12 protein-coding genes are annotated in these 12,721 nt (G+C 34.6%); 1 reads left to right on the top strand and 11 read right to left on the bottom strand.

Annotated elements, in window-relative coordinates; translation table 11 throughout:
- Nucleotides 1-175 precede the first annotated feature (175 nt).
- The 6 genes from EV143_RS18865 to EV143_RS18840 all read right to left on the bottom strand — a co-directional run bounded on the left by EV143_RS18865 (nt 176) and on the right by EV143_RS18840 (nt 5,516).
- Nucleotides 176-637, bottom strand: a complete 462-nt coding sequence (locus EV143_RS18865; RefSeq protein ID WP_133509497.1) for a DUF1810 domain-containing protein — start codon at nt 635-637, stop codon at nt 176-178.
- Nucleotides 638-791: 154 nt separating this feature from the next.
- Nucleotides 792-1,418 (bottom strand): alpha-ketoglutarate-dependent dioxygenase AlkB family protein, encoded by a 627-nt coding sequence (locus tag EV143_RS18860; RefSeq protein ID WP_133509496.1) that lies wholly within the window; start codon nt 1,416-1,418, stop codon nt 792-794.
- A gap of 7 nt (nt 1,419-1,425) precedes the next feature.
- Nucleotides 1,426-2,202, bottom strand: coding sequence for an exodeoxyribonuclease III (gene xth / locus EV143_RS18855; protein WP_133509495.1), 777 nt, complete (start codon nt 2,200-2,202; stop codon nt 1,426-1,428).
- 71 nt (nt 2,203-2,273) lie between these two features.
- Nucleotides 2,274-3,653 carry an exonuclease domain-containing protein gene (locus EV143_RS18850; RefSeq protein ID WP_133509494.1) on the bottom strand — a complete coding sequence of 460 codons (1,380 nt, stop codon included), beginning with the start codon at nt 3,651-3,653 and terminating at the stop codon, nt 2,274-2,276.
- 48 nt (nt 3,654-3,701) lie between these two features.
- Entirely contained in the window at nt 3,702-4,961 is a 1,260-nt protein-coding gene (locus EV143_RS18845) for a Y-family DNA polymerase (RefSeq protein WP_133509493.1), read from the bottom strand.
- A gap of 105 nt (nt 4,962-5,066) precedes the next feature.
- The gene (locus EV143_RS18840) at nt 5,067-5,516 is read right to left on the bottom strand and encodes a LexA family protein (protein WP_133509492.1); all 450 of its coding nucleotides are present in this window, start codon (nt 5,514-5,516) and stop codon (nt 5,067-5,069) included.
- A gap of 97 nt (nt 5,517-5,613) precedes the next feature.
- Between EV143_RS18840 and EV143_RS18835 the strand changes: the two genes are divergently transcribed.
- Nucleotides 5,614-6,387: an XRE family transcriptional regulator gene (locus EV143_RS18835; protein ID WP_133509566.1), complete on the top strand. Its 774-nt coding sequence runs from the start codon at nt 5,614-5,616 to the stop codon at nt 6,385-6,387.
- Nucleotides 6,388-6,495: 108 nt separating this feature from the next.
- Here EV143_RS18835 and EV143_RS18830 read toward each other — a convergent pair whose 3' ends face one another.
- The 5 genes from EV143_RS18830 to EV143_RS18810 form a co-directional block, all read right to left on the bottom strand.
- Nucleotides 6,496-7,257: a phosphatase PAP2 family protein gene (locus EV143_RS18830; protein WP_133509491.1), complete on the bottom strand. Its 762-nt coding sequence runs from the start codon at nt 7,255-7,257 to the stop codon at nt 6,496-6,498.
- A gap of 228 nt (nt 7,258-7,485) precedes the next feature.
- A complete protein-coding gene (locus EV143_RS18825) occupies nt 7,486-9,204 on the bottom strand; it encodes an ATP-binding protein (RefSeq protein ID WP_133509490.1) in 1,719 nt (572 codons plus the stop codon).
- A gap of 206 nt (nt 9,205-9,410) precedes the next feature.
- Entirely contained in the window at nt 9,411-10,535 is a 1,125-nt protein-coding gene (locus EV143_RS18820; RefSeq protein ID WP_133509489.1) for a universal stress protein, read from the bottom strand.
- Between the two features lie 144 nt (nt 10,536-10,679).
- Nucleotides 10,680-11,756, bottom strand: a complete 1,077-nt coding sequence (locus EV143_RS18815; RefSeq protein WP_133509488.1) for a porin — start codon at nt 11,754-11,756, stop codon at nt 10,680-10,682.
- 385 nt (nt 11,757-12,141) lie between these two features.
- Nucleotides 12,142-12,693: a K(+)-transporting ATPase subunit C gene (locus EV143_RS18810; protein WP_133509487.1), complete on the bottom strand. Its 552-nt coding sequence runs from the start codon at nt 12,691-12,693 to the stop codon at nt 12,142-12,144.
- Nucleotides 12,694-12,721 lie beyond the last annotated feature (28 nt).

Here is a 12,721-nt window from a genome sequence, read left to right as displayed (position 1 = left end):
TAACTTTTCAGAAGAATAAAATAGAAAGCGCCTTGTATTAGCAAGGCGCTTTTGTTTGTTATACATTTTGCCACAGATTAGAATCCGCTCAATGTGCAAAATCTGCGTGACAAAAAAACTTGAAAAAAAAGACACTACTTAATAGCAGTGTCTTTTGATTAAAATCTATGAGTAGTTATACAATAGCAGACTCAACAGAAGATTTTATAGTTGAATTAATAATAGAAATAGTAAGCGGATCTGATTCGCCAGAGAAAAAAGCATTTAATATTTCCTGAAATACAGGATTTGCATTTTCTACTAAAGAAAAAAGCGTCATTGAGGAACGTAATTTTCGGGCATCTAAATCTCCTAGAATGCCATCTGCTGATTTTCTTTTAAAAGTCAAAAATAGTTCTGAAATTTCTATAAGATGTTTTCCTAAAATTGGATGTTCTAAAAATTCCGTTGCTTCTTTTAAATCGGCAATTCCATAAAGATTTGCAGTATCACTCCTACCAAGTCCTTTTATTTGAGGAAAAATGAACCACATCCAGTGTGTTTCTTTTTTTCCTTTACTAATTTCAGAATGGGCAGTAAGATAAAGTTTGTTTTGCGCATCTAAAAAACGCGTTAAATCATTATTTGAATATGACATTATAATATTGTATTTAAAAAAGGGTTGCAAAAGTAATAAAAAAGATAAGGGTTGCCTAACAAAAGGTTCATACTGTGGATGTTTTAACTTTTGGTAAAGGAATTTTCATTCAAAAAAAACATAAGGCTAAAAAGAATTAAATTTATAATCACGATCATATTTGTCGATTAACTCTTCTAAATGTCAAATTAATTCTTGGTAATACATGTCTGGCAGTCTTAGGCACCTGATGTTGCCAATAACTATTTGTTGTTCCGGCCATCAATAAAAAAGAGCCATGATGCAGCGGAATCTCTACTTGTGGAATCTCTTTTTTAAATTTATGACGTAATCTGAACATTCTGGTTTCTCCAAAAGTTACCGAAGCAATAATTTGATTTGGTCCTGTATTGTGTTCTTTATCGCTGTGCCAGCCCACGCCATCATTTCCGTTTCTGTATAAATTGAGCAAGACGGTATTAAAATCGAGCTGAGTTTCTTTTTCGACGCGACCTCTAATTTTTAACAATTCATAAGTCCAGTCAGGACCGTTTTGATCTGCTCCGGGATTATCTTTGTCTTCATACCATGAAATCATTCGTGGAACGGTATAGGTTTTATCGTAAATTTCCATCTCATATTCTCTCCATTTCGTTTGATGAAGCAGTTTTTCATAAAGACGATCAGATTCTTCTTTAGTAAAGAAGTTATCAATCAAAATCAATTCAGAATCAGGAATATCAAATACTTTTTTTCCTTCCAAACCTGTGGTAAATAATTCGGTGTCGTTAAATAGTGTCATTTTCCATTTATTTTTTGTCAATTTCAATCCAAACAGGCGCATGATCGCTTGTTTTTTCCCAACCCCGCACATGTCGGTCAACTCCTCCGGAGTTTAATTTTTTAGCTATTTGCGGGCTTAGTAAAAAATGATCAATTCTCAAACCTGCATCTCGTTGATAGGCATTTCTAAAATAATCCCAAAAAGTGTAAATTTTCTCATCGGGATATAATGTACGAATCGCATCTGTCCATCCTTGCTCGACAAGATCTTTAAAAGCCTTTCTTATTTCAGGTCTGAAAAGTGCATCGTTTACCCATTTTTCAGGTTTATAAACATCCAGTTCCGTTGGCATAACATTGTAATCGCCAATAAGTATTACAGGAGTTTTTAACTTAAGTAAAGTTTCGGCACGCTCAGCCAGACGATCGAACCATTTTAGTTTATATTCTAATTTTGGGCCCGGTGCTGGATTTCCATTTGGAAGATAAAGGCATGCAATCACGATTCCGTTAATTAAAGCTTCAATATAACGACTCTGTACGTCCTCTTCATCTCCTGGAAGAACGCGAGTTATCTCTTCAATCTCCATATTTCGGGCAAGAATTGCAACGCCATTCCATTGCTTTTGTCCGTGCCAAATGGCATTGTAACCGGCATCATTAATCGCTTTAAGCGGAAATTTATCCTGAGGTGCTTTTAATTCCTGCAGACACACAACATCTGGTGCAGCTTCTTCAAGCCATTTTAATAATACATTTAAGCGTCCGTTAACTCCGTTTACGTTATAAGTAGCTATTTTCATAGTAGATTTAATTAGTTGTATTATTAAATTTACGGCTTTTTGAGCATTTATATTTACATAAATTCATGTTCTTATTTCAGAAACTCTTTGTTAAAGAATACTTTACGTGGATTTTTTTCTGCATAAGCAAAAATTAATTGCACAATGTATTGATTGCTTTTATAAGGCGTAGCATAATTTTTCACTTCTAACGGATCAGTAATCGCAACATCTAACGGAATATATCCCATACCATAAAAATGGCCATTTTCTATCCAGATACAACTTCGTTCTTCTGCTGTTCTTCCTTTTTCAATAATGGCAAAAGTGGGTCTGTTGCTTAATAAAAAATCAATAGCATTGTCAACTTGTTGATTATGAAGCGAAACATCAGGCAAATCTTTTACATCATTATTTTGAAAAAGCTCTCCTTCTTCAGGTTTTGAATATTTGCAAAATCGATAATCAATTTCAAATTGTTCAGCCAAACTACGCAGTATGTTTGTTCCTTCATATAGGCTGCCAAAATGCTCAATACACGATTGAAATTTATTGAGTTTTCCAATTGCCAGATATTTGTATCCGTTGCGGGCTTCATATTGATACAACCCAAATTTTGGTTCAAATCGTTTTAACGCTCTGTTGTATGTTGGCCAAAGGTGCTTGATTTCTGTGCATTCTAACAAGAGTGCCATTAACTCGTTGCCACAGACTTCAAAGGAAATGCCGTGTATATCGCGCAAGAAATGCTGTCTTTGCGGATTAATTTTATGACCGCTAAAATGAGAAGCTACGCGCTTTTTTAAGTTGATTGCTTTTCCCACATAAATCACTTTTTTTACTTCATTATAAAAATAATATACGCCTGGTTTTTCCGGTAAATTATTAAAATCCTCAGGCGGAAGATTGGGAGGCAAACGCTGATCTTGTGCTGTGTTTTTGATCATTTTGGTAATATGACCTTCGTCATCCCATTCTAGTAATCGGGAAAATAATATGGCTGTTGCATCTGCGTCTCCGCCGGCGCGATGCCTGTTTTCTAAAGATATATTTAATGAATTGCAAAGGTTTCCTAAACTGTAAGAACTTAATCCCGGTCTAATTTTTCTTGCTGCGCGAACCGTACACAGTTTTCTCGCCGTCCATTTAAAACCTGCTTGTTCAAGTTGGTGGCGTACAAAAGAATAATCGAAGTTTACATTATGAGCAACGAAAATACGATCCGTAAGCATTTCTAGAACCTTATCTGAAATGTCATCAAAAATTGGTGCATTCGCCACCATTTCATTATTAATGCCGGTTAATCCAAAAATAGAAATCGGAATTTCTCTTTCTGGGTTAACAAGTGTTTCAAAGCGGTCAATCACATTTGTTCCGTCATGAATGATGATCGCAATTTCTGTAATACGGCTGCCACTGGCGTTTCCACCTGTGGTTTCAATATCTACTATGGCATATTCCTGCTTTTTCATCTTTATATAACGTAAAATCGATTGTTTTTCTTTTCTTAGCTAAAACATTTAAACTTTAACCGTAATAACATCCTTGAGTGAAGTAGAAAACTTGGGAGATAATCTGTCCTGCTTCATTTTCCATTGCCGCCCCAAAGATTGTACCCCGAATTTAACTTTATTATTACCATAACTCTGGTTCATTTTATCAATCGCCATCATTAAAGGCTGATGTTTAGGATTTGAAGACTCGAATAAATTAAGCTGGGTTTCACTATTTGGTGTTAAGCCCATTACAATTACACCCGCTTTTTTATAACGATAACCTTTTTTAAAAATAGCTTTAAATCCTTTTTGCGCCGCCTCATTAAGTTCTATTGTCGAATTGGTTGGGAAATCAGTAGTAATGGTAATACTTCGTGAATATTGTGCGTTTTCATCTTTCAAAAAACTAGTTTGGATAAAAACAGTTACCATATTACAATGACAATCCTGACGCCTTAGTTTCTCGGCACAAGAAGCTGTAAACGTGCTTATTCGTTCTGAGATTTCTTCGTAAGTAGTATACCTTTTTTCGAAAGATCTCGTAGTGGCAATCATTTTTCGGTCTACAGCATCTTCCAATTCCAAAGTTGATTTCCCTTCTAGTTCATGTTTTAACCGAAGCCCCACTACAGACATTTCTTTTCTTACCCAGGCATCCGGAAACTCGGTAAAATCATAAGCGGTATTGATTTTTTTTAATTTAAGACGTTTGGCATGTTTTCTCCCAATTCCCCAGACATCTTCAATTTTAGTCCACTTTAATGCTTTAATTCTTTTTTCTTCAGAGTCAATGCAATAAACACCCTGCGTACGATCTGCAAATTTCCGGGCAATTTTATTTGCCACTTTAGCCAAAGCTTTGGTGGGTGCAAAGCCGATACTCACAGGAATGCCTGTTCCTTGTGTTACTTCTTTTCGCATTTTTAAACCTAGCGTATTCATATCAAATAAATCGTAACCTGAAAATTTCAGGAATGCTTCATCAATGCTGTAAATTTCGATTTCGGGAGTATAAGTTCGAAGCAGGCTCATTACCCTATTGCTCATATCGCCGTATAGCGGATAATTAGAAGAATAGACAAAAATGTTTTTTTCTTTAAAAACGGATTCATACTTAAAAGCAGGAATAGCCATTGGCACACCCAATGCCTTTGCTTCATCAGAGCGCGAAATAACACAGCCATCATTGTTAGATAGAATAACGATAGGTTTTCCTCTTAAACGTGGATCAAATACTCTTTGACAAGAAGCATAAAAATTGTTACAATCGACTAATGCAAACATTTCTAAACGTGTTTTTTATTTTTATTTCTATTTTGTCAGTCTTAGCGAAGTCAAATATACTTGGTGCTGTGAAGCCCTTAAACTTCGCTCAGACTAACAATAAACTTAAAAGGATTTGATACTATGAATCACAATTCCCCAAATCACAAAATTATTTTCCGGAGTTACTTTTATAGGTTGATAATCTTCATTTTCGGCAATAAGCCAGATGATGTCTTTTTCTATTCTGATACGTTTTACAGTAAATTCTCCATCAATTTGGCAAACAGCAATTTTATTATTTTGCGGTTCCAGACTTTTATCAATAATCAATAAATCACCATCATTGATACCTACATTTTTCATAGAATGTCCTTTTACCCTGGCAAAATAAGTAGTGTATTTATGTTTAATAAATTCTTTATTGAGATCAATCGATAATTCGATAAAATCATCAGCAGGCGAAGGAAAACCTGCGCTAATACCAACGTCAAAGAAAGGCAGTTTTACTTCAGAACTTACATCCGGTCTGTAAAATTCTATTGATTGTGTGGTATTTATCTTTCTCAATTTCATAATCACTTCAAAAAAATGTTTTTTGTACATCACAAAATTAACACAGATGATAACATTTTTTTGTATATTTGGTGTTCCAAATTATAACAAATTAATTATGTCCTTATTTTCAGATAATATCAGAGCATTGAGGGTTAAGCATAAAATATCACAAGAGAAATTAGCTGGAAACCTAAAGATTACCCGAGGAAGATACGTTAAATACGAAGACGGAACTTCAGAAGCACCGTATGACATTTTAAAGCAGATTGCTTTATATTTTCATATGAGCATTGACTTATTATTGTCTGTTGACGTACGTAAGATAGACGTAGAGAATTTGATAAAACTCGAAGGCAACCGACTTATTTTGCCCATACAAGTAGACAGATATGGAGAAAACTTTATCGAAATTGTAAGCCAAAAAGCAAAAGCGGGTTACCTGAACGGTTATGCCGATCCGGAATATATTGAAAATTTACAGCAAATTTCACTTCCGTTTTTAGGTCCGGGAAAACACCGCGGATTTCCTGTAGAAGGAGATTCGATGCCACCGCATGAAGATGGTTCTATTATTATCGGCCGATATGTTGAAAGACTCGGAGAGGTGATGGATGGAAAGACTTATATTTTGATTACCAAAAATGAAGGAATGGTCTATAAACGCCTTAATAAAAACAAAAAGAATGCCTTGGTTTTAGAATCAGACAATCGTTTTTACCCAAATTATGAAGTGAAAGCTTCAGATATTTTAGAGATTTGGGAATACGAATGCAACATCGGCCGAAGTGATAAACGCCATGAATTGACAGAATCTCAAAGTATGAAAGATTTGCTTTTAGAAGTGAAAAGAGAAGTGATGGAAATTAAGAATAATACTTCGAATACTTAAAAAGCTTTTGCCACGAATTACACGAATTATATTAATTGTATTTTGAATAAAAATTTGTGTAATTCGCGTCAAAAAAAATAATCCTTTTTAATCTGTGGCAACAAAAATTTAAAAAGCCTTTACAAAACTCAACCCATATTGCTGCCCGTTATAAAAAGGTGCAATCATAGAAGTTGATTTGCTTTCAGAAGATGATTTAAATAATTTTTTAGAGATATATGGATTCATCCAATATGCCAATTTAGTGCTCAAAATTCCGATTCCGGCTCCGGCAGCAACATCAGTTAGCCAATGGCGGTTGTTGTAAATTCTAAATAATCCGGTTCCGGTTGCAACGGCATAACCGGCAATTCCGTACCAAATCGATTTGTCTTTGTATTCCTGCCATAAAAACTCAGCCCCGGCAAAAGCAGTTGCAGTATGCCCGGAAGGAAAAGAGTTGTCTGAACTTCCATCAGGTCTTTCTTCATGTATAATCGATTTTAATCCTAAAACAGTCGAAGCCATTATAACATAAGAGGTAACAAATATGACCGAACGATCACGCATATTATTTTTGCCTTTTACACCAAAAGCATTCAAAGCATAAACCGATGCTGCAGGTGCATATTGCGAGAAGTCATCAATGGTAATTTTTTCGTCAATATCTTCTGTAACTTCTGACTTGATTTGATGATTAAAGCTTAGGAGCTGATCATTTCCAATTCCGATAGCACCATATCCAATTAATACACCCGGAATAATTAATTGTTTGTAATTGAATTTTAGCTGAGTTGAAGTACTGTCAATTTTTATGATTGAATCATTTTGTTGTGCATTGGCAGAAAAAAATCCAACTAAAAATACTAGGGAAATCGTTTTGTAAAACATCTTTCGTTATCGTTATATGTTGCAATAATAACGAATGTATGAGCTAACTATTTTGGTTTAATCTAACCTTAAGTGAATATTAATTTGTTGGTTTTAAATGAGATAGTTGGATTAAGATTGGCTAAATTATTAAGCCTTTTTAAGTGTCAGTCTGAGCGAAGTCGAAGACCTTTTAGGACGCGGTCTTCGACTTCGCTCAGACTGACAGACGCAATAAAATGAATTCATTTATACCTTCAACGAAAACCAAAAAGTACTCCCCAATCCCAAATTACTCTCAACCCCAACATTACCATTTTGAGCCTCAATAAATTCTTTGCTAATTGCCAAACCCAATCCTGTTCCTGATTTTTGACTTCCTGGAACTTGGAAATATTTATCGAAAACTTTGTCTTTATATCGTGTGTCAATTCCTTTTCCGGTGTCGATTACCTGAAATACGATTTGATTATTTTCATTTTTTAAGTTGATAATAATCGTGCTTTTTTCAGAAGAATACCGAATGGCATTCGATAAATAATTAATCAAAACCCAGCCTGTTTTTTCACTGTCTGCTTTTACATCTTGGAGATTTTCATCAGCATTAATCACCAATTTAATTTGTTTTTGATCGGCTTGAACTTTTACGGCTTCCACAGCATAATTTACAATTTCATGCGGATTGCTTTTTTCGATATTCAGCTGAATATTTCCCGTTTCCAATTGTGATAAATTCAGCAATTCACCAGTAATTTTAAGCAATCTTTGACTGTCATCTTTAATGCTTTCGACCAATTGTTTCTGGTCATCATTCATATCGCCCGTTTTGGCATTTTCAAGCAATTGAAGACTTAATTTTATAGAGGCAATTGGCGTTTTTAATTCGTGTGAAACGGTGGCAATAAAATTGGTTTTGGCAAAATCCAATTCTTTAAAAAGCGTAATATTTCGCAGAATAATCACATCGCCAATATTGGTTTCTTTTTCTTCACCAGTTGGAATTATGGTAATGTTTAAAATTTCTTTTTCGAAATAACTTTCTTTTCCGTGTGCATAAATTTTAAGCGGTTGTTTTTTTGGAGATTCCGAATCTTCTTTTAAAATTAATGACCGAATCAAATCATTCGACAAGGCTAGAGTAGAAGCCGATTTTCCAATAACATCTTCTAATTTCAACCCAATAATCTTTAAAGCTTCATCATTGGCAAATAAAACAATTCCTTCGTTATCCAAACCAATAATAGGATCGTGCATATTATTGATAAGTGTTTCCAGTCGTTTCTTCTCAAAAAAGAGTTTATACAAATTACTATCATTATATTCCTGAAGTTTCTGCGCCATCGTATTAAACGATTTGGCTAAGTCACCATATTCGTTATGATTCGTAAAATGAACGCGTTCTGAATAATTTTTATTCGCAATTTCCTTAATACTCAGTGTCAATTCCTTTATCGGATTGGCAATATTATTCGGCAGATTAACCAGTAAATTAAAAGCAATCAGAAAGCATAAACTTCCAACAATGGCAATCCACAAATTAGCATTTTCGGCGGTAAGTTTGGCGATGTCGCTTTTCTGTTTTATGGCATCCAGATTGAGTTTCATTATCGCAAAAATATCTTTTCTGACCTGCATTTTTAAAGCTTCATCAGAGCCGTTTTTCTCTAAAAGAGCAAAACTTTTTTCCAGATTGGCAGTTGCTTCTTTTTCTCCGGGTTCAGTTACATTTTGGGTTTGCTTTTCAAGATATTCTTTAAAAACATGAATTTTAGTACTTGGAGTTTCTTTAATTTCATCCAAAGATAAAATCATATTTCGCGAATATTCCAGCGTATTATAATTCGCTTTTAGAATATTTTCCGTGTCTGCTTTTATCAAAAAAACAGAATATCCGCTTACAAGCGAAAGTATGATGATCATCAAAAATAACAATCCAACACCCAGATTCAATTTGGTTTTAATTCTCATTTTATAAAACATTTAATTTTTTTTGAACTTTTTTGAACCATATAAGTGATATAAGAAAACATTTAATTTTTTTTTAACCGCAAAGAGCGCCAAGGTTTCGCAAAGCACACAAAGATTAGAAAAAAACTTTGTGTCTTAGTGTCTTCGTGGCAAACCAAACAGCCTAATTTAAATGAACTTATATAACTTATATGGTTTAAAAAATTTCACGACAAAATAACAAGATCAACATTTGATAAAGACAATTTATTTAGCAAACGTCTGAAAATTGTTGTAGACAAAATTACTTTAAATAAATTCAAATGCGGTTTTCCTATGCAGACAGTTGTAATTTGTTTTTCTTCTGTGGCAATCAAAATTGCATCGGCAATATTTTTGTTTTCTAGTTTGATTACTTCTGCGCCTAATTGCACTGCAAGTTTAAAATTATTAATCAAATGTCGCTGTTTATCTAACGCGATTTTGGTACTGCTTTCCTGTGGAGTTTCCACATACAAAACATACCATTTACCATTGTAATAACTAGCTAATCGCGCTGCCTTTCTAATTACAATTTTAGCCGTTTTGTCATTACTGCTAATGCAAGCCAACAATTTTTCATGCCGTAAAGCATGCAATTGAGGTACTTCATTTTCTACTTTTCGAACTACCTGACTTGCCACTTCTTTCAAAGCCAATTCTCGCAATTGCAGAATTTGATCTGATTTAAAAAAGTTCGTCAACGCCGTCTGGATTTTATCTTGAGTGTAAATTTTACCTTCTTTCAAACGTGCAATCAAATCTTCAGCTGTTAAATCGATATTTACAACTTCATCAGCCAATCGCAAAACATTATCCGGAATGCGTTCCTGAACATCAATGTTTGTAATGCGTTTTACAGCTAAATTTAAACTCTCAATATGCTGAATATTTACTGCCGAAATTACATTAATTCCTGCATCCAAAATCTCCAGAACATCCTGCCAGCGTTTTTCATTTTTGCTTCCTTCAACATTGGTGTGTGCTAATTCATCTACAATTACGACTTCAGGTCGAAGATTAATAATCGCCTGAACATCAAGTTCCTCTAATTCTTTTCCCTTATAAAAAATAGTCCGTCGCGGAATCACAGGCAAACCCGCTAATAATTCATGCGTTTCCTTTCGCATATGCGTTTCGATGTAGCCAATTTTTACATCGATTCCGTTTTTCAATAACGAATGTGCTTCCTGCAGCATACGAAAAGTTTTGCCCACACCAGCGCTCATCCCAATGTAGATTTTAAATTTTCCTTTTCGAGATTTCTGAATTAAATCGAGAAAGTGCTGTGCGTTATTTTTTTCGTTTTCCATATGTTTGCCACGAAGGCGCATTTTTTTTAACCATTAAGATATTAAGTTAATAAAGGTCAAAGCTTAATTTCCTTAATATAAGTCCATTAAGGCAAAGCTTAACTTTTTTAATATCTTAATGGTAAAAAATCATTTTTTTAGTGTTTAAAATGAAATCGCCAACGAAGTTGTTAAAAAAGTATTCGTATCCGTTGGAAGATTATTTTTTGTAAAGATTTCATCTTTGCTTGAAAGATTTCTGGCTTCAATTCTAAACATAACATTATCAGCAAGTAAGTAATCAAAGTTAGCCGAAAATCCGTAAGTTTTAAAACCATTTGGCGTTTCAGTTGCGATAATTACACCTTTTTCATCGCTGTAATATTCCCCACGCGCTGCAAGCTGAATTTTATCTGTTGGTTTGTATTGCAGAATCAAAACTGGCGAAAACCAAGTATCATATTTATTACTGTTTTTAGCCGATTGCTGAGAACCAACATCAAAACCAGCCGTTACATTTGTCTTATCCGAAACTTTAAATTGTCCGTAAAAGTTATTAAAATAACGCCATTTTTTATCGATATCCGGTTGCTCATTTCCAACATAAGTACTCCAATTCAAAACTACTTTATCAGATGGTTTGTACGTAATCTGCGTTCCAAAAGCCGGCGTTTGATTGCCTTCTACTTTCTCAATTCTTTGCCAGCCATTCAAGTACATTCCCGCCAAATACCATTTTCCAGATTCAGAAGTGTAACCAATTTTGACTCCCGTTTCATAGTAAGGAGAATTCTCAGCCAAAATACTTCTCGTTAAAGTTTGGCAGTCTTTTCCAATCGCACTTTCAAAACCAATATGCGACGGCATAATTCCGGCATCAATCCATAAATTATGAGTCGATGAAATCTTTACACCCACATTTGCCTCGTAAACATTTTTCAGCAAACCTTGCTCGGCAGCCATATTATATTCGGCATAAGTTCCCGCCATCAAAGCAAAATTCCCGCGAACATTTTCTTTCGAATAATTCACTTTCGCCATACCCAAATTCAGATTTACTTCGTTGCTTTTATTATAACTGTAAAAAAATCCAAGACGCGTATGATCTTCCGGTTTTCCGAAATCATAACTGTAATAAGCGTCTACATATCCCGAAAACGTAAACGGACTTTTTGATTCTTCCTGTGCGTGTAAATTGCTAAAACCAAAAGCGATTAAAGCAGTAAGTATTATTTTTTTCATTTTTGTGGTATTCAATTATTTATTAGTAGATTTTTTAGGAGCTAATCCCGCTATCCGTTTCAATCTTTTGTGCCGAACCCCGGCATAAAAGGATTTCCACTACTATCGGGGCTAGGGCACTCAGGGCAAAAGGGCGTTTTGTATTATAATAGGTTTTATATTCTAACAGTCCCGAAACTTCGGGACAAAACCTGTTAGATATCTTTTAAGTTTAATTTTCGATTCCAATTCTCGACATAATTTGTCATTGCGAGGAACGAAGCAACCACATTTTCAAAATCAACTTTATGTCTAATTGTAGTGAGGTTGCTTCGTTCCTCGCAATGACAAAAAAAGCGAATAGAAAATCTTAGAACCTTAGCGACTCAGAACCTCAGAACCTTTTTTAGCGAAGCGCATTCAGCGCCACATTCAATTCCAAAACATTAACTGTTTCCGGTCCCACAACAGCCGTATTAATTTTAGACTCCACCAAAGCTTTTACTTTCGCTTCAGCTAAATTTCTTTCTTTAGCAATACGCTTAACCTGAATTAATGCACCTTGCGGAGAAATATTCGGATCCAATCCGCTTCCAGAAGCTGTTACCATATCTGATGGAATTTCAGATTTTTTCAAATAAGGATGAACCAATAAAAGTGTATCAATTCTTTTTTGAACCAAAGCCAGATATTCAGCATTGCTTGGCCCTTTATTGCTTCCGGCACTTCCGGCACCGTTATAATCAATAGCCGATGGTCTTCCCCAGAAATAATTGGATTTGTCGAATTTCTGACCGATTTTTTGGTAACCAACAACTTTTCCGTTAACCAAAATCGTTTCTCCTTTTCCTTGATTGGGAGCAATTTGTGCGATTCCGTAAATCGCAAGAGGATAAATAACCGCAAACAGAATTAAAGTAAGTACGGTAAGTTTTAATAGTGAAAATATAGTTTTCATTTTTTTTTCTTTTTAGAGATTCTAAGGG

The sequence above is a fragment of the Flavobacterium chryseum genome (assembly GCF_004362015.1).
Classification (GTDB): Bacteria; Bacteroidota; Bacteroidia; order Flavobacteriales; family Flavobacteriaceae; genus Flavobacterium.
Note: the sequence above shows the minus strand (reverse complement) of the source record. Positions and strands in the feature narration are given on the sequence as shown.